This is a genomic window from Neobacillus sp. SuZ13 (assembly GCF_030123365.1).
Classification (GTDB): domain Bacteria; phylum Bacillota; class Bacilli; order Bacillales; family Cytobacillaceae; genus Neobacillus.
This window is the reverse complement of record NZ_CP126107.1, coordinates 748,595-774,449: the sequence shown is the minus strand read 5'-3', so window position 1 is coordinate 774,449 and position 25,855 is coordinate 748,595. Positions and strand designations below refer to the sequence as shown.

At 38.7% G+C, this 25,855-nt stretch carries 27 protein-coding genes and 2 pseudogenes; 14 read left to right on the top strand and 15 right to left on the bottom strand.

The features are described 5' to 3' along the window. Window positions 1–189 precede the first annotated feature (189 nt). From QNH17_RS03650 to QNH17_RS03635, 4 genes are all read right to left on the bottom strand, one after another. Window positions 190–1,080 carry a DMT family transporter gene (locus QNH17_RS03650; RefSeq protein ID WP_283877445.1) on the bottom strand — a complete coding sequence of 297 codons (891 nt, stop codon included), beginning with the start codon at window positions 1,078–1,080 and terminating at the stop codon, window positions 190–192. Between the two features lie 161 nt (window positions 1,081–1,241). Further along, the gene (locus QNH17_RS03645) at window positions 1,242–2,033 is read right to left on the bottom strand and encodes a putative hydro-lyase (RefSeq protein WP_283877444.1); all 792 of its coding nucleotides are present in this window, start codon (window positions 2,031–2,033) and stop codon (window positions 1,242–1,244) included. Window positions 2,034–2,059: 26 nt separating this feature from the next. Next, the gene (locus QNH17_RS03640; protein WP_481858570.1) at window positions 2,060–3,298 is read right to left on the bottom strand and encodes an NRAMP family divalent metal transporter; all 1,239 of its coding nucleotides are present in this window, start codon (window positions 3,296–3,298) and stop codon (window positions 2,060–2,062) included. 1 nt (window position 3,299) lies between these two features. Beyond that, on the bottom strand, window positions 3,300–4,070 hold the full coding sequence (locus tag QNH17_RS03635; protein WP_283877443.1) for a LamB/YcsF family protein: 771 nt from the start codon (window positions 4,068–4,070) through the stop codon (window positions 3,300–3,302). A 275-nt stretch (window positions 4,071–4,345) separates the two neighbouring features. On the opposite strand from QNH17_RS03635, the gene pxpB reads away from it, so the two are divergent. The 4 genes from pxpB to accC are packed head-to-tail and all read left to right on the top strand — an operon-like array spanning window position 4,346 to window position 7,914. Continuing rightward, window positions 4,346–5,080 (top strand): 5-oxoprolinase subunit PxpB, encoded by a 735-nt coding sequence (gene pxpB, locus QNH17_RS03630; protein WP_283877442.1) that lies wholly within the window; start codon window positions 4,346–4,348, stop codon window positions 5,078–5,080. Then, complete coding sequence (locus QNH17_RS03625; protein ID WP_283877441.1) at window positions 5,077–6,072, top strand: 5-oxoprolinase subunit C family protein; 996 nt, start codon at window positions 5,077–5,079, stop codon at window positions 6,070–6,072. The genes pxpB and QNH17_RS03625 overlap by 4 nt, the downstream gene beginning before the upstream one ends. 14 nt (window positions 6,073–6,086) lie before the next feature. Then, window positions 6,087–6,557: an acetyl-CoA carboxylase biotin carboxyl carrier protein gene (gene accB, locus QNH17_RS03620; protein ID WP_283877440.1), complete on the top strand. Its 471-nt coding sequence runs from the start codon at window positions 6,087–6,089 to the stop codon at window positions 6,555–6,557. Window position 6,558: 1 nt separating this feature from the next. Beyond that, window positions 6,559–7,914, top strand: a complete 1,356-nt coding sequence (accC, locus tag QNH17_RS03615; protein WP_283877439.1) for an acetyl-CoA carboxylase biotin carboxylase subunit — start codon at window positions 6,559–6,561, stop codon at window positions 7,912–7,914. A 74-nt stretch (window positions 7,915–7,988) separates the two neighbouring features. Here accC and QNH17_RS03610 read toward each other — a convergent pair whose 3' ends face one another. Continuing rightward, window positions 7,989–8,744 (bottom strand): IclR family transcriptional regulator, encoded by a 756-nt coding sequence (locus tag QNH17_RS03610; RefSeq protein WP_283877438.1) that lies wholly within the window; start codon window positions 8,742–8,744, stop codon window positions 7,989–7,991. A 462-nt stretch (window positions 8,745–9,206) separates the two neighbouring features. Between QNH17_RS03610 and ystJ the strand changes: the two genes are divergently transcribed. Further along, window positions 9,207–10,454, top strand: coding sequence for an NADP-dependent malic enzyme (ystJ, locus tag QNH17_RS03605; protein WP_283877437.1), 1,248 nt, complete (start codon window positions 9,207–9,209; stop codon window positions 10,452–10,454). A 301-nt stretch (window positions 10,455–10,755) separates the two neighbouring features. Next, a complete protein-coding gene (locus QNH17_RS03600; protein WP_283877436.1) occupies window positions 10,756–11,253 on the top strand; it encodes an acyl-CoA thioesterase in 498 nt (165 codons plus the stop codon). A gap of 208 nt (window positions 11,254–11,461) precedes the next feature. On the opposite strand, the gene QNH17_RS03595 is transcribed toward QNH17_RS03600, so the two are convergent. From QNH17_RS03595 to QNH17_RS03585, 3 genes are all read right to left on the bottom strand, one after another. Further along, window positions 11,462–11,860, bottom strand: a complete 399-nt coding sequence (locus QNH17_RS03595; RefSeq protein WP_283877435.1) for a DoxX family protein — start codon at window positions 11,858–11,860, stop codon at window positions 11,462–11,464. Window positions 11,861–11,939: 79 nt separating this feature from the next. Continuing rightward, on the bottom strand, window positions 11,940–13,496 hold the full coding sequence (locus QNH17_RS03590) for a DHA2 family efflux MFS transporter permease subunit (protein ID WP_481858609.1): 1,557 nt from the start codon (window positions 13,494–13,496) through the stop codon (window positions 11,940–11,942). 308 nt (window positions 13,497–13,804) lie between these two features. Then, window positions 13,805–14,458, bottom strand: coding sequence for an HlyD family secretion protein (locus QNH17_RS03585; RefSeq protein ID WP_283877433.1), 654 nt, complete (start codon window positions 14,456–14,458; stop codon window positions 13,805–13,807). Between the two features lie 270 nt (window positions 14,459–14,728). Here QNH17_RS03585 and QNH17_RS03580 point away from each other — a divergent pair, with 270 nt between their 5' ends. Then, a complete protein-coding gene (locus QNH17_RS03580; RefSeq protein ID WP_283877432.1) occupies window positions 14,729–15,349 on the top strand; it encodes a TetR/AcrR family transcriptional regulator in 621 nt (206 codons plus the stop codon). A gap of 44 nt (window positions 15,350–15,393) precedes the next feature. Next, window positions 15,394–15,849 carry a CBS domain-containing protein gene (locus QNH17_RS03575; RefSeq protein WP_283877431.1) on the top strand — a complete coding sequence of 152 codons (456 nt, stop codon included), beginning with the start codon at window positions 15,394–15,396 and terminating at the stop codon, window positions 15,847–15,849. A 227-nt stretch (window positions 15,850–16,076) separates the two neighbouring features. Here the strand turns inward: QNH17_RS03575 and QNH17_RS29940 are convergent, their stop codons facing one another. Together QNH17_RS29940 and QNH17_RS29935 are read right to left on the bottom strand one after the other, a co-directional pair. Beyond that, a complete protein-coding gene (locus QNH17_RS29940) occupies window positions 16,077–16,238 on the bottom strand; it encodes a helix-turn-helix domain-containing protein (RefSeq protein WP_481858569.1) in 162 nt (53 codons plus the stop codon). A 33-nt stretch (window positions 16,239–16,271) separates the two neighbouring features. After that, window positions 16,272–16,397: pseudogene (locus QNH17_RS29935) on the bottom strand (AAA-type ATPase lid domain-containing protein); the annotation flags it as partial. Between the two features lie 537 nt (window positions 16,398–16,934). Between QNH17_RS29935 and QNH17_RS03570 the strand changes: the two are divergent. Then, on the top strand, window positions 16,935–17,351 hold the full coding sequence (locus QNH17_RS03570) for an IDEAL domain-containing protein (RefSeq protein ID WP_283877430.1): 417 nt from the start codon (window positions 16,935–16,937) through the stop codon (window positions 17,349–17,351). 42 nt (window positions 17,352–17,393) lie between these two features. Beyond that, complete coding sequence (locus QNH17_RS29930) at window positions 17,394–17,537, top strand: Fur-regulated basic protein FbpA (RefSeq protein WP_481858568.1); 144 nt, start codon at window positions 17,394–17,396, stop codon at window positions 17,535–17,537. Window positions 17,538–17,632: 95 nt separating this feature from the next. Here QNH17_RS29930 and QNH17_RS03565 read toward each other — a convergent pair whose 3' ends face one another. After that, the gene (locus QNH17_RS03565; RefSeq protein ID WP_481858608.1) at window positions 17,633–18,202 is read right to left on the bottom strand and encodes an MOSC domain-containing protein; all 570 of its coding nucleotides are present in this window, start codon (window positions 18,200–18,202) and stop codon (window positions 17,633–17,635) included. Window positions 18,203–18,356: 154 nt separating this feature from the next. Between QNH17_RS03565 and QNH17_RS03560 the strand changes: the two genes are divergently transcribed. Next, window positions 18,357–18,989, top strand: coding sequence for a histidine phosphatase family protein (locus tag QNH17_RS03560; protein ID WP_283877428.1), 633 nt, complete (start codon window positions 18,357–18,359; stop codon window positions 18,987–18,989). A gap of 135 nt (window positions 18,990–19,124) precedes the next feature. On the opposite strand, the gene QNH17_RS03555 is transcribed toward QNH17_RS03560, so the two are convergent. After that, window positions 19,125–20,003: a LysR family transcriptional regulator gene (locus tag QNH17_RS03555; RefSeq protein WP_283877427.1), complete on the bottom strand. Its 879-nt coding sequence runs from the start codon at window positions 20,001–20,003 to the stop codon at window positions 19,125–19,127. Between the two features lie 119 nt (window positions 20,004–20,122). Here QNH17_RS03555 and QNH17_RS03550 point away from each other — a divergent pair, with 119 nt between their 5' ends. Further along, window positions 20,123–21,409, top strand: a complete 1,287-nt coding sequence (locus tag QNH17_RS03550; protein ID WP_283877426.1) for an NCS2 family permease — start codon at window positions 20,123–20,125, stop codon at window positions 21,407–21,409. Between the two features lie 319 nt (window positions 21,410–21,728). Here QNH17_RS03550 and QNH17_RS03545 read toward each other — a convergent pair. Then, window positions 21,729–22,040: pseudogene (locus QNH17_RS03545) on the bottom strand (HAD-IC family P-type ATPase); the annotation flags it as partial. A gap of 140 nt (window positions 22,041–22,180) precedes the next feature. On the opposite strand from QNH17_RS03545, the gene QNH17_RS03540 reads away from it, so the two are divergent. After that, on the top strand, window positions 22,181–22,987 hold the full coding sequence (locus tag QNH17_RS03540) for a C40 family peptidase (RefSeq protein WP_283877425.1): 807 nt from the start codon (window positions 22,181–22,183) through the stop codon (window positions 22,985–22,987). A 101-nt stretch (window positions 22,988–23,088) separates the two neighbouring features. On the opposite strand, the gene QNH17_RS03535 is transcribed toward QNH17_RS03540, so the two are convergent. Then, window positions 23,089–23,961, bottom strand: coding sequence for a LysR family transcriptional regulator (locus QNH17_RS03535; protein WP_283877424.1), 873 nt, complete (start codon window positions 23,959–23,961; stop codon window positions 23,089–23,091). Between the two features lie 155 nt (window positions 23,962–24,116). Here QNH17_RS03535 and QNH17_RS03530 point away from each other — a divergent pair, with 155 nt between their 5' ends. Further along, on the top strand, window positions 24,117–25,013 hold the full coding sequence (locus QNH17_RS03530) for a PhzF family phenazine biosynthesis protein (RefSeq protein ID WP_283877423.1): 897 nt from the start codon (window positions 24,117–24,119) through the stop codon (window positions 25,011–25,013). A 96-nt stretch (window positions 25,014–25,109) separates the two neighbouring features. Here the strand turns inward: QNH17_RS03530 and QNH17_RS03525 are convergent, their stop codons facing one another. Beyond that, a complete protein-coding gene (locus QNH17_RS03525; protein ID WP_283877422.1) occupies window positions 25,110–25,658 on the bottom strand; it encodes a hypothetical protein in 549 nt (182 codons plus the stop codon). Between the last annotated feature and the right edge of the window lie 197 nt (window positions 25,659–25,855).

Sequence of the window (25,855 nt, the reverse complement as noted above, 5' to 3'; positions counted from 1 at the left end):
TCTTATAAATCTATGTTTTCCGAAGCAAATCAGAGAAGTCGAAGTCAAGAAAAAATGTTTTCGAATAGTTCTCCAAAACATTTATATCAAGCAAAGCTGTTCATTCTTGATAATTTATCAGAATTATTGAAGCAAGAAGATGTCGCCAACTATCTTCATATTTCTAGCCGGCATTTATACACGCGAACCTTAATTCTTACCCATCCTTTTGTATTTAGGCTTATACCGGAAATTCACAAAATGAATACTTATTCCTACTAGAAGCATCCCGATAATCAGTGGATAGGTCACCGTTTCTCCTAAGAAAATCACACCGAGAAGAACAGCAACAATCGGAACGAGAAATGTATATGAACCAACTTTGCTTGCCTTACCAGCATTGACAAGACTGTAGTAAAGGATGTATGCCAATGGTATGCCAATGGTGGCACCGAAGCCGAGGCCAGATATGTAATATCGATTCCATTCGATGGCAGACCAACTTTCGAACACTGATCCCATACTTATGAGGAAAATGCCGCCAATGATACATTGAAGCGCCACCATCCAAAACGAATCTACTTCTCTGCTAACTTTCTTGACGTAGATCACTCCGAACGCCCAACTTACAGCAGTTAGTAACCCGAGCATAACTCCGATTGGTGATATATGGACTGTCAGACCATCGATACTAACGACCGCTATCCCAACAAACCCTAGCAGCAAACCGAGTATTTGGACTGGCGATAAATATTCACCAAGTAACAGCCAAGCGAAAAGGCCCAGTAAAATTGGTTGAAAATAGACAAGAACGGAAAATAATCCACCCGGTAAATAGAGCAATCCTGCCGTCTGAAGCCCGAAAAAAAGGATCGTATTAAAGAAAGCTGCTATAAAGTACTTCTGCCAATTTTTCCGCCAATTTATCGCTTTCCTTGTCTTCCAAATAATAACTGTCAGCAGGATTCCTCCTAAAAGTGCACGCAGTCCTGCATAAAGCAATGGCGGTGAGTAGGGTACCGCTAATTTATTGATTGGCCAGCTCGCGCCCCAGATTAAAATGAGGACGAGAAGCGCAGCAGTCGATTTTGTAAACACCATCTACATCCCCTTTTTAACGACATAAAGCATGTCGCAATTGTAACTGCAAAGTTCGAAGAGACGATGCACTAATGCATCGCCTCACTTTAGTAAGATAATTTGCACATCTACTATTTGAATTACATTTCTATTTTACTATAAAATTATAATTACAAATACGTTTATAACACACTCAATTCTTCATCTTTTATATCACTGATGAACATGCATCCTGGTGCATGCGTAATCATGATCGAGGGCTTACTTTCCATCGCAACCGCTTGAGGAGTTACACCACATGCCCAAAATACCGGAATCTCCCCTTGTTTAAATGGTACAGCATCTCCAAAATCAGGTTTTGAAATATCCTTGATGCCAATTAGGCTAGGATCCCCGATATGGATTGGTGCACCGTGGACTGCTGGAAAACGTGACGTAATCTGAACGGCACGGATTGCATCCTCTGGTGTCATTGGCCGCATACTAACAACTGTCGGACCCTCAAACATGCCTGCTTTTTGGCACTTAATATTCGTTTTGTACATTGGAACGTTACAGTTTTCTTCGATATGTCTGATTGGAATACCGCCCTCAAGGAGTGGTGTTTCAAATGTAAAGCTGCAGCCCAACAAGAAGCCAACCATATCATCTTCCCAGTACTCAGTAATATCAGCGACTTCTTCTGTAAAAACACCATCTCTGTAAATACGATATTTCGGAATGTCTTTACGGATATCTGCACTTTTGGCAATCATAGCAGGAACATAGGAGCCAGGCTCTGTCACGTCTAATAAAGGACATGGCTTCGGATTCCGCTGGCAAAAAAGCAAAAAGTCAAAGGCATGCTCTTTTTTTAAGATAACCAAGTTCGCTTGTGTATTCCCTTTTGACATTCCTGCCGTCGGTCCAGTAATCTCTTGCTTCCGAATTAACTCTCTTATTTCATGCGGCTCCAAGGTTTCATAATTCCCCATAAAACTACCTCCCAAATTAGCTAAATTCACTTAAAAACCAATGGTAATTGTTCGATCAATGTCACTACACTTAAATAGCCCATGATCACCACAACAAAACCACCCGTAATCGTTAACCATAGCGGATGCTTATACTCACCAACAATACTTTTCTTATATGCGGCAACTAATAATGTACCTAAACCTATTGGCAAAATAAGCGCGTTCAACGCTCCAACAATAAGCAAGATTGTTACTGGTTTTCCAACCACGGCAAACGTAGCTGTTGAAATAACGATAAATGCGATAATGACCCAATTTTGGTGTTTCTCAATGGCAGGATGGAATGTGCGGATAAAGGAAACTGACGTATACGCCGCCCCTACAACAGATGTTACCGCCGCAGCCCACATGATTACACCAAACATACGATAACCGAGGTCACCTGCAGCCAGCTGGAACACAGAAGCTGGAGGATTCGCTGGATCAATCGCTAGTCCTTTTGTTACAACCCCAAGAACAGCCAAGAATAATGCCACCCGCATAACACCGGTTACGAGAATCCCTGTAACAGAGCTTTTCGTCACTGCTGGCAATGCTTCAACACCTTTGATACCCGCGTCTAATAGACGGTGTCCGCCTGCAAACGTAATATATCCTCCTACCGTACCTCCAACCAGCGTAACGATCGCAAACATGCTAATCTTTTCCGGCATAACCGTATTCACAATCGCCTCTCCAACCGGCGGTGCTGTCGTGAATGCCACGTACAGCATGAGCAGAATCATTACTACCCCTGCAGCTTGAGCGAATTTGTCCATTGCCTTACCTGCTTCTTTAACGACAAAAATAAAAATCGCTAACAGCGCACTAATCACAGCACCTGTAACTGGATCCCAACCAAGCATGGCATTTAAACCCAACCCCGCGCCAGCTACGTTTCCTATATTAAATGCCAAACCGCCAATTACGATAAGTATAGCCAAAACAACTCCGAGTCCTGGGAACACTTTGTTGGCAATCTCTTGCCCGCGCAACCCTGAAACGGCAATGATTCTCCAAATGTTCATTTGCGAAAAGATATCTAGTAATAATGAAATTAAAATAACAAATGCAAAACTTGCAGCCAATTGTTGTGTAAATACGGTCGTTTGTGTCAAAAATCCAGGCCCAATCGATGACGTTGCCATTAAAAAGGCGGCACCGAGTAAGACACTTCTACTAACCTTCTTTTTCCCTGTCACTTTGGCATTTTCTTGTATAACATCAAATTTAGGATTTTCCATATTAAACCTCCAAGTTAGAGATTGCAGTTACAGTAATATTCTTCTTATCTAATGTTTCGTTAATATATTTTGCAAAGGCTAATGCGTGTGCTCCATCACCATGAATACAAATGGTATCTGCACGAAGCGAAACTTCTGTTTTTTGCTGAGATATTACTTTTCCTTCTGTCACCATTTTCACAATTTGCGCGACCGATTGTTCTTGATCGGTAATCATCGCATCCTTCTGTGAACGCGACGTCAAAGACCCGTCAGCTTGATACGTGCGATCTGCAAATACCTCATGTGCCGTTCGTAAACCGATCCTCTCTCCTGCCTTTGTCAATTCACTGCCGGCAAGGCCGAATAATATCAATGAGGGAGATACATCATAAACCGCTTGTGCAATGGCTTCGGCAAGTTTTGGATCCTTTGCCGCCATATTGTACAAAGCACCATGGGGTTTTACATGCTGCATTTTTTCATTGAACGTCATTAAAAACCCTTGCAATGCCCCAATTTGATACACAACCATGTCATATCCTTCTTGAGGAGTAATCGCCATTTCTCTTCGCCCGAATCCGTTTAAATCTGGCAAACCAGGATGAGCTCCAATTTTAACACCATTGGAAATGGCCATCTTCACCGTTTCTCTCATCACACTTGGATCTCCACCATGAAAACCACAGGCAATATTTGCAGATGTAACGTATTTCAATATTTCTTCCTGTTCCCCAAGCTTGTACCGGCCAAAACTCTCCCCTAAATCACAATTCAAATCCACTTGAAACATATTTCTCCCCTCCATTCATTGATCACTCGTCTACTAAGAATAAGCGCTTTAATACGTTCCGCATTTCGGAACTTTAGTTTTGAAACTTAAACCCATTCTAGCATAAATATTTTTAGTTGAATATATTGTTTGCGAAATTATATGAAAATTGTAAATATCATAATATTCTATATTTCTAGACTTGCTTTTAAATTTGAATGTAAACTATAATATTTGTAATATCCGTTTAACAGAACTTAAGTACCGAAATTCGAAACTTTGAGGAGCTGTTTATTATGGCCCATCAGAAAAATAATACGAACATAAGGCCTTTAGGGGATTCTGCGCTAGTCATTCAGTTAGGCGACGGAATCAGCCCGGCCATCCATGAAAAAGTGAAAAATCTTACCAACTTATTAGAAAAAGAGCCGTTTACAGGATTGATAGAATCTGTGCCTTCTTATAATAGTTTGACAATATATTACAATCCCGTTGCCGTCTATTTGTCCCGCACAGACAAAGAAGCATCAAGTCCTTACAAAAAAGTCAGCGCTTTTATATTAGCGTTACTGGATAAATTAGGGACTACTGAAACACCCGAACAACGGCTGATAACAATCCCAGTCCTGTACGGAGGAGAGTTTGGTCCAGATTTGGAATATGTAGCAAGTTATCATGGACTTTCTGTTGAACAGGTAATTCAAATTCATTCTTCAAATGATTACTTAGTTTATATGATCGGCTTTGCACCGGGGTTTCCGTTCATGGGTGGAATGGATGAAAGAATTGCCACACCACGTAAGGATTCACCCCGTCTTGCCATTGCACCGGGATCTGTTGGAATTGCTGGTAAACAAACAGGCATCTACCCGCTGGAAACACCCGGGGGATGGCAAATTATCGGCCGTACTCCGCTTGATTTGTTTCTTCCAGAACTTTCACCTCCAACGATGTTACAGTCTGGAGATAGAATCCGCTATGTACCGATAACGCCTGAAGAGTATGCTGCCTATAAGGAGATGAAACAATGAGCATTAAAGTGCTTCATCCTGGATTATTGTCTACGATTCAAGATTTAGGGAGATACGGCTCACAAAAATTTGGGGTAATCGTCAGTGGAGCAATGGATTCTATTTCTCTTAGAGTTGCAAATTTACTTGTCGGAAATGACGAAGGCGAAGGAGCACTTGAAATTACGCTTTTTGGGACAACTCTCCAATTTGAAACTGATGAGTTAGTTGCCATTACTGGAGGAGACCTGCAGCCTACGATTGACGGAGAAAAGGCACCCATGTGGCGGCCGGTCTTGATTCGCAAAGGATCTATTTTACAATTTAAATCCGCAATGAATGGGTGCAGGGCCTACGTAGCATTCGCCGGCGGAATAGTAGTTCCAGAAGTTATGGGAAGTAAAAGCACTTATCTTCGTGCGGCTATTGGAGGGTTTCAAGGCAGAGCATTACAAAAAGGGGATGTGTTTGAATGTGGAGACTTCAATCCACTCAGTCGGGCATTCGTTCATCAGCTAGAAAGAATGACTACTCATTTTAAATGGTCTGTCAACTATACAGAATTTATGACATTCAATAAAACACAAACGATTAGGGTTTTACAAGGTGCTGAGTTCGAGCGTTTTGATAAGGCCAGTCAACAAGCGTTTTTTTCAAAGCACTATAGATTAACAACTCAAGCTGATCGGATGGGCTATCGGTTAGAAGGCGAATCACTCAGCCTATCAGAGAAATTTGAGTTGTTATCAGAAGGGGTCACATACGGTACTATTCAAGTCCCATCAAACGGACAACCCATTATTTTAATGGTTGATCGACAAACGACAGGAGGATATCCAAAAATCGGTCAAGTCATTTCCACTGATCTACCTTGTTTAGCACAGATGCAGCCAAACGCTAACATCCAATTCAAGGAAGTTTCGCTTGAACAAGCAGAATTAGAATTAATAAAGCAAGAGCAGATGCTACGTAAATTATCGATGGGCATTCATTTTAAAGCATTTCATAAATGAGAGGACATGAACAGATGAAAATCGACGAATTAAAAGGATTCTTGGAAATCATTGAACAATCTTCTATTGACATTATGAAACTAGAAAAAGGAGATTTTAAGCTTTTTTACCAAAAGCAAGGGGTAGAAAACTTGGCTGCAAACTTTGAAAATCAGCATATGATTGCTGATAAGGCATTGCCACATCTCCCTCTAGAAGTTGCTAATCCTACAGTAAATACCGCTGACCAGGACGATAGCAGCTTACATGTCATTAAATCACCAATGATTGGAACATTCTATGCGCGTCCAAATCCAGACGCTGAGCCTTTCGTCCAAGTGGGATCAATGGTTTCCCAAAGCGAAACTGTATGTATTTTAGAAGCTATGAAACTATTAAATGAAGTCCATGCTGATGTCGACGGGGAAATCATCGAAATTTTAGTGAATGACGGACAAATTATTGAATATGGGCAGCCATTGTTTACCGTGAAGGTGAGTGAATGAGATGCTTACAAAAATATTAATCGCTAATCGAGGAGAGATTGCTGTCCGAATTATCCGCGCTTGTAAGGAGCTTAACATCAAAACGGTTGCTGTCTTTTCGGAAGCCGATCGGGATGCACTCCATTTGAAAATAGCGGATGAAGCCTATTGTGTGGGACCTGCACCTTCTAGAGACAGTTATTTAAACATCGAAAATATCATTAAGATTGCAACGTTGACTAATGTCGATGGCATCCACCCAGGCTACGGATTTCTTGCTGAAAATGCTGAATTTGCTGCATTATGTGGTGAATGTGGCATCGTCTTTATTGGTCCATCACCTGAATCCATTCGCAAGATGGGTATTAAAGACGTTGCGCGGCAGACGATGAAAGATGCCGGTGTTTTAATCGTCCCAGGGTCTGACGGAATTATTAAGGATTTTGAGGAAGGCTTGCAGATTGCTGAAGCAATTGGATTTCCAGTGATTATTAAGGCAACAGCCGGTGGCGGTGGAAAAGGCATCCGTGTTGCACGTGATGCCGATAGCTTAAAAAAGGGAATTGAAATTACACAGCAGGAAGCTGCAACTGCCTTTGGTGATCCAGGTGTCTATTTAGAAAAATTTATAGAGGATTTTCGTCACGTTGAAATTCAAATTTTGGCTGATATGGCTGGAAACGTCATTCATCTCGGCGAACGTGATTGCACCATCCAACGAAGAATGCAAAAGCTAATTGAAGAAACTCCATCCCCCGCAGTTTCATCCGAGACGCGCGCGAAAATGGGGCTGGCAGCTATTCAAGCAGCCCAAGCAGTCAACTATGTTGGGGCTGGTACGGTTGAATTTATTTACGATTATACAAATGACACATTCTATTTCATGGAAATGAATACCCGTATCCAAGTCGAGCACCCAATTACCGAGATGGTCACAGGTGTCGATTTGGTTCAGGAACAGATTCGCATTGCTGCTGGTTTACCGTTACAACTTCAACAGAAGGATATCATGCTTACGGGCTGGTCAATCGAGTGCCGGATAAATGCCGAAAATTACCTAAATGACTTCATGCCTTCGCCTGGAAAAATAACAGAGTATACCCTTCCTGGAGGATTTGGTGTCCGCATCGACTCGGCTGTTTATACAGGGTACACCATTCCGCCCTTCTATGATTCTATGATTGCAAAATTGATTGTACATGGTAAAACGAGAGAGGAAGCTATTCGTAAAATGAAACGTGCACTTGAAGAGTTTGAGGTAAAAGGGGTTTATACAACCATTCCATTCCACCAAGGCTTGCTGCAAAACGACGTGTTTTTAAGCGGCAACTTCAACACGAAATTCCTTGAAAAATATACTGTAACATCAAAAGTTTAAAATTTAGGTTATTTAGAAGGAACGGGGCGGTCTCTACATCAAATAGCATTGATGCAGAGACCGCCCCGTTCTTTTTATTTCGTATAGCCTAAACGCATTGAAATTTCCTCAGCCACTTTTTTTACTTTCTTTGCATAACTCTCAATGTTCTCCCCCCGATAATTTGCTTCGAGACCTGCGATACTTATGCCCGCAACAACTTCTCCTCTGTGATTAAATATCGGGGCTGCAATGGCAGATGTATGGTTTTCCAATTCAGAATGGCTGATTGTAAATCCATCTATTCTCGCCTGCTTTATCGTTTCATAAATTTTATCTTTGTCCGTAATGGTACCAGTTGCAAACGATTTGGGCTCAATTGATTCGAGGTATGCCTGCACTTCCGAATCAGGTAAAAAAGACAAGACAGCACGTGGACAAGCACCAGCATAGAGTGGGCTTTTCCTTCCTATCGCAGTATAGAGACGAACCTTTTGTTTTGTGTCAATTTTCTCAATATAGATCGCTTCGTCTCCATCTCTAACAATCAAGTTAATTGCTTCCTTCACATCATTATGCAATTCATTCATAAACGGATAGGAAATCTTACGTAAATCAATCCTACCCAAAACCAGATGACCAAATTTGAGAAACAAGAGTCCAAGTCGGTATTTCGAATCACTTCCTTTTTCCAAGAACTCCATTTCCTCTAACGACCTGAGCATTCGATAGACTGAAGTTTTCGGAATCCCCGATAGATTAATAATTTCTTGAAAGGATAGTTCGGTATGCTCTATAAATAGATTTAATACATCCATCGAACGGACAACTGTTTTATTTTTGTTGTTCATTAATAGTAGTCTCCTTCCCCTTCACCATTCCGCATTTCGAATCGATGTTACTCCAGCGATGAACTTTCTATGTATTCAATAAGCTTATCTTCCATTCAACTTTAATATACTCCTAGTGGATTCTATACAAAAATAGTTACTTATATCCTGTCCATTTTTTTGTTAGGTCATATTTAATAAATCCCGATATTCATGAGATTCTTGAACAATTTCACCTGATGATTTATCCCTTTTTTTCCCATATTGAAATTTCTTATTTGTAAGTATAATTTTTTTCAATTTTAATTATTCTGATAATTGCATTATCCTTATCCGTAAAGCATCTATATTCTTTAAATTAAAACACAACACACTGGAAGAAATACAATCATGGTGGTAATGGGGGAAACTGAAATAAACCATACACCAGTAATTCTATTCCAACAATTTTAGAAAAATATAAAACATGGGAGAGAATAGTTTATGTCAATTTTACATGAAGAAGCACTAAAGATACACAAGGAAAATCGAGGAAAACTTGCCGTTCATTCAAAGGTCGCCCTACGCGATGCAAAGGATTTAAGCCTTGCTTATTCTCCGGGTGTTGCTGAGCCTTGTCTTGAAATTTATAGAGATGAAAACAAAGTGTATGACTACACAGTAAAAGGGAACCTCGTTGCCGTTGTCTCAGACGGAACAGCTGTGTTAGGGCTTGGAAATATCGGACCGAAAGCTGCTATGCCCGTTATGGAGGGGAAAGCCCTATTGTTTAAGTCATTTGCGGATGTTGATGCCTTCCCGATTTGTCTTGATACAACTGATCCGGACAAAATTGTCGAGGTAGTTAAACTATTGTCACCTACATTTGGCGGAGTGAATTTGGAAGATATTTCAGCCCCTCAATGCTTTGAAATTGAGTCCCGGTTACGGAACGAGTGTGATATTCCCGTTTTCCATGATGACCAACATGGCACTGCAATTGTAACAGTTGCCGGGTTAATCAACGCACTGAAATTGGCTGACAAAAGAATTGATGGAATTCGTGTTGTGGTAAACGGTTCGGGGGCAGCAGGTGTCGCCATTGTAAAGCTATTGGTTCATATGGGGGTAAAGGACGTAATTTTATGTGATACAAAAGGTATCATTTATAGTGGCCGCCAACAAGGAATGAATCCATTTAAAGAGGAAATGGCCCGCATAACAAATAATCAGCAGATCAAAGGAACATTAGGCGATGCACTTGTGGGAGCAGATGTGTTTATTGGGGTATCAGCTGCAGGTGCCCTAACAAAAGAAATGGTTAGTACTATGAATGAAAATTCAATTATTTTTGCCATGGCCAATCCGGTGCCTGAAATTTTTCCGGAAGAGGCAAAGGAAGCAGGAGCACTTGTAGTCGGGACTGGGCGATCTGATTTTCCTAATCAAGTCAATAATGTACTCGCATTTCCGGGTATTTTCCGTGGAGCTTTGGATGTGAGAGCGAAAGAAATAAATGAAGAAATGAAACTGGCCGCCGTGTATGCAATTGCCGAATTAATTACAGATAAAGAACTTCATCCTAATTATGTAATTCCGGACCCTTTTGATTCAAGAGTGGCGGCTTATGTAGCGGCAGCCGTGGCTAATGCCGCATTGGTAACCGGAGTTGCCCAAACGTTTGTTAATACAAACGAAATCAAAGAGCGTTTGTTGGGATTAAAGGAAGAACAACAACCTGTCTTAGCTTAAATTCAAAACAATACATTTGACGAAAATATACTATTTTTGGACTTGTTGGGGCTTGGGACGACATGTTGGAATGGCAAAGCTAAAAGTACATGGGGTGGATTGATCTTTTCCGCTTAACTTCTTTTCCTCCACCGCCCCAATAATTCCGTTACTCGTTGGTTTAGTAATTTTTACAGTAACGTTACTGTCTAAGAGTGAAATCCAGAATCTTTATTATTAGATGAAGAAAAGATTAGAGGATGAATTTTCTCGGAGCGTTTGCAATATAGTACTAAATGTTTGGATAAGTAGGGGGAATTTGATGGAAGCAAAATTTTGTAACGAGTCCAGAGTTATACGAACAAGTCGTGTATTCCCAAATGATGTAAACAATCACAATACATTATTTGGCGGACGATTAATGAGTGATGTGGACCAGGTAGCGTCGATTTCCGCAGCTCGTCATAGTCGCAGAGAATGTGTAACTGCCTCAACCGATTCAGTAGACTTTTTATGTCCCATTCATACATCAGATTCTGTCTGTTTTGAATCTTATGTGACTTGGACAGGTACATCATCCATGGAAGTTTTTGTAAAGATTATTGCTGAAGATTTAATAAGTGGTGAACGTAGAATTGCAGCTACTGCGCTATTAACGTTTGTTGCACTTGATCAGCATAAACGTCCAGCACATGTTCCACAGGTTATTCCTGAAACTGAAGAAGAGAAAAAATTACATGAATCCGCACCGGACCGAGCCATAATGCGCAAAGTTCGAAAACAAAAGAGTAAAGAATTAGCTGCATTCTTAACACACTAATTATAGATTATTAACTTAGGGAGATAGCAACGTTTAAAAAAATAGAACCTCATGAATCTGGAATAAGTCTCATGACACAGTCAACGAGGGGGATAAATATGAAGTTCGATTTCTATGAAAAATCTGAGAAGGAACAAAGGGATTGGCCTTCATCATGTGATGAAGGCCATTATTTGCGCAAAAAAACTAGCAGCACCGTCCCCTTGAACTATGCCTTATAAATTAAAACGTAATCACCTGGTCCAATGAGCGCCACTCCAAGGACTACAGCGATCAAAATAAAGTTATATTCATAACCGCCTTCAGTCAGCCAAAAGCCATTCTTACCATGGACGGTGAAGATGGCATCAATCATAACGATTGTGATAAGGATTGCACCTAGCCAGGTGAACTGTCCCGCTGAAAACAGCAGTCCACCAGCCAATTCGAAAAATCCTGCTAAAATCGCCCATGTCTTGCCGCCTGTCTTGATTCCAATCGACCCTAAATATTCACCAAATTTGACTACCCCAGGACCGCCAAACCAGCCAAATAATTTTTGGCATCCATGCCCAACGAACGTCATTCCCACAGCCAATCGAATAATCAAGAGCCCTAAATTTATCATTCCTACCCCTTCTTTCAAAGACGATAGCCCAACATTATTAAAGCCGGACAACTAAATATTCCATTTAACTTACTACTTTTTACTGTTGATTTACTCGGGACCGTTTGATAAAGAACGATAGGACTAATGCTACAAATGCGATTCCGGTTGCAACAATAAAGGCATCATTAATCCCTTCAATCGTAGCTTGCTGCATGGTTTGGCCGTAAATTAAATAAGTTGACAGCTCTTTTCCTGTTGCAGCCGGCAGGTTCGTGAAAGATGACAGACCTTGAGCAAGCTGGGATAAACTGCTGGTAATAAAAGAATTTGAACTTGAGATTGCATCCCCATACCCACTATAATGGAACCCTTGTCTTGTCGTCATGACTGTAACTAGGAAGGCGGTCCCTATACTTCCTGCTACTTGTCTGGCTGTATTGGAGGCAGCCGTCCCATGAGCGCCAAGATGGCGTGGTAACTGATTCAATCCTTCTGTCATGACAGTCATCATGATAAAGGACATTCCAAACATCCGCATCACGTATAAAAACAGAATATGACCATAACTGGTTGTCATACTCAGACTGGTAAATCCCCATGTGGTAAGTACAGTAATCGCTAATCCAGTAACGGCTAGCCATCTTGCCCCGATTTTATCAAAAAGGGCTCCTGAGATAGGGGACATTATGCCCATCACGATGGCACCTGGAAGCATCAACAGACCTGATTGTAATGCTGTATACCCTCGAATGTTTTGCAAATAAATCGGAAGTAAGATCATGGCGCCAAACATAGCCATGTTAACAATCATACTGATAACCGTTGTTAAGGCGAAAATATCATATTTAAAGACCCGTAAATCAAGCATTGGCTTTTCTGCCGTCAGTTCGCGCCAAACAAAACAGATTAAAGAAATTATTCCTATGATTAAGGAGATAACCACTGTTTTGCTGGACCAGCCATCATTACCAGCTTCACTGAATCCGTATAACAAGAACCCAAAACCTAGGGTTGAAAATAAAAATCCTGAGAAATCAAATTTAGGATTTGTTACTTTAGTAACGTCCTTCATCCACATGAAGCTAAGAATTAAATCAAGTACACCGATTGGGATAACAATATCGAACAATAACCGCCATGAAAAATGGCCAATGAGCCACCCGGATAATGTAGGACCGATCGCAGGAGCAAATATCATGACAATCCCCATAATCCCCATAGCCTTGCCGCGTTTTTCCGGAGGGAATAAGGCAAAAAATACCGTCATCAACAGGGGCATAATAATACCTGCACCGCAAGCCTGAATGATCCTTCCGACCATGAGCATACTAAAGTTTGCTGACACAGAACAAACTACCGAACCCAATGTAAATAAAAAAATGGCGCTAATGAACAGTTTTCTTGTTCCAAACTTCTCTATTAAAAAGGCCGTTATAGGAATTGCAATTCCGTTTACTAACATATATCCTGTGGAGAGCCATTGGACGGTATTGGCTGAAATCCCCAAATCATTCATAATATGCGGAATGGCCACATTCAGTAAGGTTTGATTAAGTATGGCAACAAACGCACCAAGCATTAAAGCCACAAGAATTTTTCCGTTTCCTGATTCTTTTTCGGCATCGGAAGCAGATGGTTCTTTCTGCTCTTTCATGCTTTCTTTCGGCTGAATATCCTCCTCTGCATATTCCAATTCTGCTTCCATATTAGCGGAATCTTTCAACACTTCCTGCGAGGATATATCCTCAGCCTTTATGTCCTTGATTTCAATCTGAGATATATTTTGCTTAATCTCCTCATCATTAGTCTCATGGAAAGCAGCCTTATCTATTACCTCTTCATTCATCTTTTCTGTTTGTGCTCTACGCGACTTCTTTTTATTGATGATAGTAAAATTTATTAAAAGCAGCAGCAAAAGGCCTAAGATAACATAAACAGTGATATAAATTAACATGTTATCACCTACTTATGAATCCGTACTGTTACGTTCATACCGGGAACGATGGCTACACCTTTATTATCATCAATAGAAATTTTTACCGGAATTACTTGAGTCACTTTGGTGTAGTTCCCTGTATTATTCGAACTTGGTAACAGAGAAAATGTTCCAGCCGTCGCTAAACCGATTTGCTGGACTTTTCCTTTTAAAGTGTTATTTTGAAAAGCATCCACATAGATATCGACATCCTGCCCGATTGTCACTTCATCAATTTTGGTTTCCTCAATATTTGCTGTAACCCAAAGGTTATTAAAATCATATTCTTTCGCTAATGGTGTTCCTGCAGCTACAAATGAATTTTGGACACCACTACTTTGAACAATCGTTCCATCAGTTGGCATCGTCACTTTCATGTCTATAGGTTTACCTTCTGCATCCGTTGTTGTAATGGTTCCAACTTTAGAATCCTTTGAAAAATGATCACCAAGATTGACTTTCCAATTGGTCAATTTTCCATTGGCCGGAGCCGCAATCGTTACTTGTTGTCCTGCTATTTGGGCATTTTCCGTCGATAAATAATTTACTGCTCCATTATAGTAGGCATATCCTCCAACACCACCACCCACTAATATAAGCAGAATAATAATGTTCAATAATAGCAATTTTTTAGTGCTCATTCCTTTTTTCCTCCCTTAATGGATGAATAGTTTAAAGAGTGCGGTTTCGTGTTCTCCATTTCATTTTTTTGTCCGCCCATTACACTCTCCCTTCTTATGCCCATGTATAGGGCGCAGCACTTTCAGGAATAAATTATAAAGAGTGAATTCTTATACGTCAATAAATAATATGACATATCGTCATATGGATATTGACACATTTATATAGGTATATTATCATGAATATAAATATTTTATGACACCTTATCATATGACAAAAGGAGTTAATAGATGCCTAAGCAAACCTTTTTTAATTTATCAAAAGAAAAACAAAAATCATTAATAGATGCTGCTAAGAAGGAGTTTTCGAGGGTTCCTTTATATGAAGCGTCGATTTCGAATATTATCAAGGATGCCGGTATCCCCAGGGGGAGCTTTTATCAATATTTTGACGGTTTAGAAGATATATTCTACTTTTTACTGCATGAGCATTCCCAACGGAATTTCGAGCGGCTGATTTCCATCATGAAAATGAACAATGGAGATCTATTTGCAACCATAGTGGATTGGTTTAAAGGCATTCTCATTATGTTTGAAGAACCAGAAAATCGGCAATATTTTAAAAATGCCTTTTTAAATATGAATTATAAAGTCGAAAAAGCATTTACCCAGAATATGTATGAGGAAAAAAGAAAAAGCAGATTCTTTGAAATTATTTCCAATATAAACCCCGGAAATTTAAACGTAACGAATGAGGAAGAAATTTACCACATCTTCAAAATTATGATGGCTGTATCGTTTCAAAATCTGATCCATGCTTTCGCTAAGGAGCTACAGATTAATGATGTTATGAAAACCTTTTTGTTGGAGATTGAATTACTAAAAAAAGGTTTTTATAAGGAACCTAAATAAACTTGAGATAAATGAACAAATCTTAGTGTTTAGGATGGAGAATAATGCAAGCTTATGAGATAATGATCAACCCCGTGATTAAAGTAAAGGAAACAGATACAGTTCGTTATGTAATCGAAAAATTCATTGAAAATCGTATCAGTGGACTACCAGTAGTCAACGAAAGAAATGAAATTGTGGGCTATATTAGCGATGGGGATATCATGCGGTATATCGGCAAGCATCAATATCGATTCATTGATTCCCTCCAATTCGTTTCCGTTATCAGAGGTGATCATGAAGATTTTGAGCAAAAAATCCGAATGCTGCTAGAATTAAATGTAATGAGCATTACCAAAAGAAAGGTTTACAAAGTGTCATGGAACGAAGACATAGAAACTATCGCTTCAATTTTAGGAAAAAAACAAATAAAAAAACTACCTGTAGAGCGGAACGGAGTATTAGTTGGAATTATTAGCCGAGGCGATGTCATTAGGCATTCCTTTAGAACAGTTCTATAACATATCAAATGGAGAAAGGCTGCAGACAATCTGCAGTCCTTTTTTATGCGCTGGAATCTTTCTTGTGCCTGTAATTTTTAAATTTATCATTTAATCGCGGTAAATCTTCACTTTTTTGACATGGCATTATCCATCACCCATAATAGTATGGGAGATTGATAGGGAGAGCATTCCGTTAGAAAAAACAAAATGTTCATTTCGACAATAACCTGGTCGCCACAGTAACCTTATCCAAGGTTATCATACTGCTGCAGGTCATAATCTTTTATTTTTTTATATAATGTCTTTCTAGTTATCCCGAGCAATTTTGATGTTCTTGAAATATTCCCTTCGAATACTTCTAAAGCTTTTTTGATTGATTCCTTTTCTATATTTTCTAATGTGGTCAATTGTTCTTCGTTTTGAAGAAGAATTTGTTCTGTCAGTTTATCAGGAAAATGGTCAATTGCTACCGTCTCACCCTCAGACAGAACGAGCGCTCGTTCGATATAGTTTTCCAGTTCACGAATATTTCCCGGCCAGTGGTACGATTTTAAATAGGTGAATAGGTTTGGATCGAAGCATGAGTTTTAGTAATAGATACACCTTGATTAATAACTCCCGCTTCAACTGAACCAGAAACTACAGAAGTAAGCTCTGCATCTGGCTTATACATATGGCTACTTGTATACGCCATGGCTTGTTTGAAATATGGAATGTACTTATGATGGTGATATTAAACTAAAATTCTCTAAGTAATTAAATACCTAAGCAGGAATCAGCATGTGGTCAAGAAGGGAACGGTTTTCTCCGTTCCTTTTTTGTTTTTTTAGAAGTAATGAAATAATATCCAGGGCCACTACACTCCTTTTTATGCATGTGGTGTAGGTATATCAATGAAAGAAAGCTCGTAGAAAATGATTATGACAATAATTATTCTACCTGACCTTGCTGTAACTTGGGTGTTGTAGAGATTAATTACTTAATTAAGAGATTTAACGTTTAAATCAAATTTATAAAGGGAAAATACGTTTGTGTAGCTATAAATAAATTCAATTAAAATCTCAAAAACATTCCATTACGCTTTTTTTCGGGGAGGTATAAGTATGATTCAGTATTTCATCGCAAAAGAAACGTTTACACATCAAACTGACTGTTTTTTTCCAGGTAGTATACATGCAACTACCTTAACTATTAACAAAATGGATATAATTGAAGTCCCTAATGAACAAAGCTTTACTTTTAATAATAGTTGGTATGTTCTAGCTACCATCAATAACCAAGGACATTTCTATATAGCCCTTGAAGATTTGGACCATTATTTTTACCAAGGAAAGCTTGTAACTGACTTTGACTTAGAATTGAACTTAAACTATTTGCAATTTCAAATAGATCTGGCACTAGAAAAAAGGGATGAAGAGTTATTTTTAAATCATACAAAAAAATTAATAGAATCTAGTGACCTTAAGGTGAAATTAAAGAACTATTTAAATAACTCAGTCATGAACCATTATTATCAATAATCAGGTACTATAAATCACATTTCTGAAGGAGAGCAATCCAGAGTGAGAGGTAATGAAAAACAGTTAATCATCCAGCAGTTACTAAACATGGAAATTTATAAATCAACTGATGATCGTCAGTTTTATGAGTTAACATTACAAGAATTAAGACATGAATATTACAAATATGTGGAAACAAATTTGTGAGAATTAAAACTTCAACCATAAAATACCAGGCGGACAGCACCTGTCAATGTTCGCCCAGTATTTGTGAATTTATGTACGTTGTCATTCCCAGCCAATTATTGCATTGGATTTTTAAAATCATTAACCAAAATTTGCACTTCATCATTTTCGTGAATGATTCCAGGCCTTTCTACTGCACATACAATCCCCCGCCGCTTATAACCTGCACGTACAAACCGGAAGGATAACTTTTCATGATCTTCATAATGCTTTTGGATTTCATCCCCAGGCAAGGTGCAAGGCTGGTTTTCCCCCATACATATTAATCCAGCACCACTTGGAAATAGAATTCGTGAACCCATGGTGAGTTTCGTCAAATCGGGAAATTCCTTTAGCAAGAGATTTGCACCTAACCATTCAGGCAGAACAGATTCAACACCTAATTCTTCTGCAATCCTGACTAATTCTTCCACAGACACAATTGTTATCTGGCGGCGGTTTAGAATCTCTGTTCCTCTTGGATACATCGGCTGCCTTGAATCAGCCTTACAGGTTACACCAAAGTGCCTGTCTCCACGAATCCCACCGAATTCAAGATTTGCTTCTGGTATTCTTCTAGTTACAAATGTCTTTGAATCATCTGCAATTAAAACTGCATTTATTTTTGCCCATCCTCTTTCCAAAATGAAAACTCCTATCCGTTCAAACATTTCCTAAAATAATACCTTCCACCTGGTTAGATTGGAAATGCCTGGTGTAATTAATTACAAACTACTCGAAAGGTGTGGTAAAATTCATTTTATCAATCAATTAAATCCAATACAAAGAAGGTGGTTCCGCGTGTCCCTTGAAAAAGAAGTGAAGCTTTATTTTGTCCGGCATGGAGAGACCCATTTTAATGTAGAGAAGCGATTACAGGGATTTTGTGATTCACCTCTTACGGATAAAGGAATTGAACAGGCTAAATCTTTAGGAATCGGTTTATCTGATATAGAATTTAATGCAGTATACGCAAGTGAAAGCCAGAGAGTAGTAGATACGGCTAGGTATGCCATTGGCCATCGGAATATCCCCATCATTACTGATCCACGTCTAAAGGAAATGAACTTTGGGGTTTTGGAATCCCTATTACAAACAGAAATTCTAGCTCAATATGGAAATATACTAGAGACCTTGTTTAGTCTTAAGGATCTAAATCTGTCAGCCCCAGAAGGAGAATCCTACTTACAGCTTTTTTCACGAACCAGCTCTGCTATCGATGAAATCATTCATAAGCATAAAAATGACGGTGGAAATGTTCTCGTATTCTCACATGGGGTAACAATCGGCAACTACTTAATGCAATTAGCAAAAATGAGCAGGTATATTCACCATGATAATTGCAGTGTTTCTGTACTCAAATATTTGAATGGTGAATTTTATGTAGACAAGATTGCTGACACTTCTTTTAGAGATAAATACTATCTAAAATAACTTCGCCCCCTGGATAAATCCAGGGGATACTTTTTTTAACTTTCATCATCATCGATTGCCAAAGATATCAAATCTATTTTCAAACTTGTTCACTTGTTGATTAATATTTGTCAGGATAACCAAGATAAAGATGTCTTAAAGCTTTGAAAGCCTATAGGATTCCTTGACCAGCTCAAAAAAATTTTTTACAGGCGCTGAGACAAAATGATGTTCAAGCCAAATGACTCCTAAAGAAGAGGTTAAATTAGCATCCATAATCGGTGTTGAGTAGAGACTTTTGTTTCCATAGATATCTAAAACAGATTTTGGCACGATTGTTGCTCCCATCCCTCCCTTAACCATCTCCATTAATACTTGCATATCAGAGCATTCCGCAATACTTATTAGTGGAAGCTTTTGTATAGAAAATGCCTCATGAATAGTGTTATAGATGCCTAGGCCCTCAGAACTTGGAATAATTAGGGGCATATGAGAAATTTCTGCCAAAGAGTGTATATTTGCCTCCTTCTTGCTCACGAAAACAAAGGGCTCATTAATTAGATGATGATAAGTCAAACCACGATGTTCAAGTGGAAGCCGTACAAATGCCATTTCAATAGCCCGCGTTTTTACCATTTCCGCTAAATAAAGAGAATCATTTTGAACCACTTTTATAGAAACAAGGGGATATTTTTTGTGGAAGGATTGGAGCATTTCTGGAAATCCCGTAACCGGTAAGGTATTGATCCCCACAGAGAGAACGCCCCTTTTTCCCTCTTCTGTTTCCTGTAACTCAATTTTTAGTTCTTCCACACTGTTCACAAGATGCAAAGCACGATTATAGAGCACATTTCCTTTATCAGTTAACTCCATACTCTTACCCTTTCGCTCGATTAATCTAACACCTAGCTCATCCTCCAATTGTTTCAACTGTATGCTGAGTGGAGGTTGAGACATATGCAGCCGATTAGCAGCCGCTGTAATATTCTTTTCCTCAGCTATTGCTATAAAATACCGTAATTGTTTAATGTCCATTGATTTCTCCTACTATATAAAAAATGTATGGTTTCTATATAAATTATATATTTTTCGTATAGTGCAAGTCCATGATATGATAACTATCGATTTCATCGGTCGTTAGAAAGGGGATTGATATGGAACGATTTTTTAAATTACATGAACATGGTACGACAATCACAAGCGAATTTTCTGCAGGTTTTATTTCATATATAACCGCGGTCTACATTATTATTGTCAACGCAACGATTTTGGCAGTAGCTGGAATTCCGATAGAGGCGGGAATCATTGCGACAATATTAACTAGTTTTTTTGGATGTATACTTGCAGGATTATGGAGTAATTCCCCTCTTCTTCTCATTCCTGGTATGGGGCTCAATGCGATGTTTACCTATACCATCGTTCAATCAGGGGGATTCACATGGCAAGAAGCGTTGGCGATGACTTTTGTTTCAGGGCTGATCTTTGTTGCTATTGCCTTTACACCAATGGCAAAAGTAATTACATCCGCCATTCCTAATTCCTTAAAAGAAGCCATTACGATTGGCATTGGAATTTTATTGATTTTAATTGGGTTTGACAATGCTGGTATTATTACTAATTCTGAGCACACCCTGCTTGCCATTGGGGATTTAAGCAGTCCCTCAGTCATTACAACATTTATTGGTTTGATTATTACGGTTTTTTTATTTATTAAAAATGTGCCAGGAAATCTTTTATTAAGTATTATTATTACCTCGTTAATATCGATTTGGCTTGGAGGAGCCACTTTTGAGGGGGGGTCTTTTTCAACGGCCTCTTTCAATGAATACTTTGATGTGTTTGGGAAGGCTTCGTGGGCACAAGCAGGTAATATCGTATTCTGGCTAACCTCTATTTCATTTGCAATGGTGGTTGTGTTTGAAAATATCGGCTTGATCCATGGACAGAGCAAGATGTTAAACCGCCCTGAGAGCAGTAAAAAATCACTCCAGGCAACTGCTGTTTCGGTTTTATCTGCTGGAATCTTTGGAACGAGTCCTACCGTTTCATCAGTAGAAGCTGCAGCGGGGATTACCGCTGGTGGAAGAACAGGTTTAACCAGCGTTGTTGCCGGGTTTATGTTTCTTGTTTCGATTTTGTTTATTCCAGTGATTAAAATGGTTCCCGCCAGTGCGGTGTCACCCATTCTCATCTTAATCGGTGTACTAATGCTGCAGAACATTGTTCATATTTCTATGGACGATTTAACAGAGAGTTTCCCAGCACTTCTGATTATTGTACTGATTCCATTGACGTATAGCATTGCAGATGGCATGGCTATCGGCTTTATTCTATACCCATTGATGAAGCTTTTAATGGGGAAAGGGAAGGAAGTTCACCCTGCGCTATATTTGATTGCCATTCTGTTTATTAGCAATTTTATAATTCCATATGTATTTTAAGTAAACTTTTTAATCAAACGTCTGATTAGTCGGTTAAGCCCTTATATACCAAGCTCTCTAACGATTTAATCAAACGTTTGGTTAGTTTTTTAACCATTACATATAAAGGTCATCCTGCGACATTACCAACTACCTCTCATTTGGATTAGGTGTGTTTGGAGCATGTTTTCCTTTATTCGCGCCTTGACCGTTTCCTTGACCATTACCCTGGGTTGATGGATCTTGTGGAGTTGGTTTCCCGCTCCTATTTAACCGACAGTTTTCCCCATCGATTACCCTCCTTTGGCAGAATAATGTTTAAGGATGTTTTAGAAAAATTTTAGAAAGTTTTAAGAATTTCGTGGTATGGTTCACTTGTTTCAAAAGCAGTGACAGGTATACCTAGAGTATTATGGGCAAGCGCTGGAGCATTGTTGATACCGTAACCAACCATTGCAATCCTCTTCCCTTCTGCCTGCAATTTCTTAATTTCATCAGCCTTTCCTTCTTGACGAACCTCAGCAATTACATTTTCTATACCTACTTGTCCAGCTATTGCTTTTACTGTCTGCTGATTATCCCCGTTAATTATGATTACCTTTATTCCCATACCTTTAAGGCGGTTTATGACTAATTTTGTGGTTTCTTTTAACAAACTATCAATATCTGATTAAACTACAATTTATTACAAAGTCATTACATTCGTTTTACGATTTCGACAAATTATAGCAAATTATTCAAGTGATATGTAAACTAAAATTAGTAAAAGAAACGATTACTAAGGGGATAAAAATGAAAAAGAAAATTATAGCATTAGTTACAGCTACAGTATTCGGGACTTCCTTATATAGTACTTCAGCCATGGCTGCAACAATCAAAGTTAAAAGTGGGGATACTTTATCAAAGTATTCAAAGCAATATAAAATATCAGTTTCAGAGATTAAGAAAGCTAATAAATTATCAAGTGATAGAATCAAAATAGGTCAAAGTATATACATACCTGAAAAAGGCAAGGCCGTGACTAAAACTAGCACCAGTCGATCTTCATTAGTATATACGGTAAAATCCGGTGATAGCTTGTCATCAATCGCAAAGAAGTATAGGACAACTGTGACACAACTAAAAGCGGGGAATCGATTGAAATCGAATCTAATTCGAATAGGTCAAAAATTAAAAATTAGTAGTAGTCCTGTAACATCACCTGTTGCTCCAGCTCCCGCAGCAAATAACCCTGCAGTGTCTACCATTAATAAAAACAAGTTGATTCAAAACGCTAAAACCGTGGTTGGCAGCCCTTACAAATGGGGAGGAACTACTCCAAGCGGATTTGACTGCAGTGGATTTATTTACTATGTGATCAACAAACAAAAATCCGTATCTCGTCAGACTGTTGCTGGATATTGGAACAAGATGAAACCTGTGTCTACTTTATCCGTTGGCGATTTTGTCTATTACGAAACGTATAAAAAAGGTCCTTCACATATGGGAATCTACGTAGGAAATGGTAAGTTCATTCATTCTGGTTCCCGAGGAGTTGAAATTTCCAATATGAATATCTCTTACTGGAAATCTCGCTATCTTGGAGCAAGACAACTCTAGTTTCAAAAGTCCTTATGTATCGATAAGGACTTTTTTAATTTATCTAACTAACTCGGACCTATAAAAAAGCACTCTTTCTTCGGTTATATTGGCAAGGTTATTTAACTATTTGTTTTCACCAATTTCTGCGAGGCATTAATAAATTCTTTTACAGCAGGCAGACAATCCTTAATAGACTTTACTGCTAATCCAATAGAACGATAGGTTTCAGGAACAAGGTTAACAGTAGAAACTTGTGTTAACCAGTTTGGTAATGTTAATTGAGGAACCACTGTTAGCCCAAGTCCTTCTTGAACCATAGAGATAATGGTTTGATTATCTTCTACCTCAAATTGAATATTGGGTTTTAATCCATTGGATTGAAATCTTTCCTTTATCAACACTTCACAGCCAGCCTTTGGCATGATAAAGGGTTCCTTCGATAACTGCTCTATGGTTAAGGTTTTATAATCATGGAAAGGGTGACCGCTAGGTACTAGCACAACTAATTTATCTTTTAAAAGAGGAATCGTCTCTAATCTTTTAACTGGCAAGGAAACAAATCCAATATCAATCACTCCATTTTCTACCCATTCAGTAATTTCGTCGTAGCTCCCCTCGTAAAGTTCCAGTTCAATCCCTTCATACCTGCTTTTAAAATGGGATATAATTCCAGGAAATAATTTAGCTGATGCACTTGGAAAACTTCCAATCTTGACTTTACCCATTTCTATCCCAAGAATTGCAGCCGTCTTTTGTTTAATCTGTTCCGACTCTGAAACAATATTTCTCATATGTCCAATCATCCGTTTTCCTGCGTCCGTCAAAGAAACACCATTTCTTCCTCTATTTAATAGAATGATCCCCAATTCTGATTCCAAAGCAGATATATTATGGCTGACACCAGATTGCGTGAGTCCTAAAATTTCACCTGCCTTAGTAAAGTTACCTGTGTCTACAACCTTAAGAAATACTTCATATTGAAAAACAGTCATGGGCTTCCTCCTCCGTTTACCTAAAATAGGGTCACTTATTTATTTTTGAGGTAAATTTGCATAAGATTTCCTCATGTATTCAATTCATAATATTCATTTTACTTATACAAAAGAAGTGCATATGATTAAAGTACAAAAGTTCAAGGAGGAGAAACATGAAACCTTTTCCGGTTTACCATATTGATGCTTTTACGGATGTATCGTTTGGTGGAAATCCTGCGGGGGTCATTCCCGATACGGAAAATTTAAGTGAGGAAGACATGCAAAAAATTGCCAATGAATTGAACCTCCCAGAGTCCGTTTTTTTATTGCCTTCGTCTCATCCTGAGGCAGACTTTAAAGTACGATATTTTACACCGCTGGAGGAAATCAATTTTTGCGGTCATGCAACAATTGGCCTATCATGGTTACTTGGAACCAAATACAATTGGTTAGAAAAAACGGATCAGATTGTTTTTGAAACCAACGTAGGATTGATTCCGGTAAAATGGATAAAAGAAAACAATCAATTGATTAGTGTTTCAATGACCCAGGTCGCTCCAAAGGTCCACGAAATAGAAATCAATAAGGACACACTTGCCCATCTTGTCGGTATCCAAACAACTGATTTGGATGAAAGATATCCCATTAAACTTAGCAATACTGGTAACTGGCATCTGCTTGTTCCAGTGAAAACACGTAAAGCCATTGATTTAGCTGAGCCGCACCTAAAAGAGTTAGGCAGCATGAATCGGGAACATAATATTTCAACCACTCATTTATTTACCTTTGATTCTAATGGGGAGTTTGATATTTATACAAGGGACTTCGCCCCTGGTATCGGAATAAATGAGGATCCTGTAACTGGTGCGGCAAATGGCGCTTTAGCTGGGTATTTGTTTTTAGAAGGATTTCTTTCAAATAAGCAAACACATCATCTTAAAATAGGTCAAGGCCATGCAATTGGCAGACCAGGTACATTATATATAACCATTCATTCCGAAAATAATGCACCAATCATTGAAGTAGCTGGAAATGCGGTTATAACGATTGAAGGGAATATCAATATTTGATAAAAGTTCTATCGCAAATACCCAATTAAAGTCATTCCCAAAAGTAAATGCGATGCTTATTTAAGCATCGCACCCGTTTGTTTTATGACATGTTGGTTATAAAAAAGAATGAATTAAAAATAGAATTGCAAAAGTAACTCCAGAACGCATATGCCACTTCCGGTCCATCCTCTGATATCGAAATAGTCCCGATATAGGAACTGGAAGAAGGACTAGCAAGGAAAGCAATCCACTTATATTATTAAAATCAAATTTAAAGCCGTGCATAAAGACAGCTACCGTATGCACGATAATAAAAGCGATGGCGATAATCGCTGCTGGAGTATGCCATTTTCGGGCAAAGCGCAACAAAGTGGACAACCATTTTTTTACCTTTCCTTGAACTTTCAGGATACGAAGCCTAATCACACGAAGGAGCACATAATACGCAAGTACAAAAAATAAAGCAATTCTAGCAATGGAGCCAAAATCTTTAAATGTATGTTCGAACTGCCTGCTGTGCAGAGCGGTTAAGGAAAGCTGTAATAGTCCCTTAAGTTCCCAAAACACTATCAAAGCAGCGATAATAACAGCCATGATTACCCACATTCGTTCCTTTTTAGGAACCCACCCATGTTTTTGGACCTTGATTTCCCGTGTATTCATTGAGCTGTCCTCCTATAAAAAAGAGTAGTGTATTCCCTACATTTCTACTATTTAAATTAATAAACAACTTTTATAACCTAAACTTAAAATAACCATCAATTTTATTTAAATACAATTTAGCACAAAAAATGAATGCATTTTACATATTAATGAATTATTAATTATAAATTAATTAAAAAAATAGGTTAATCTGAATA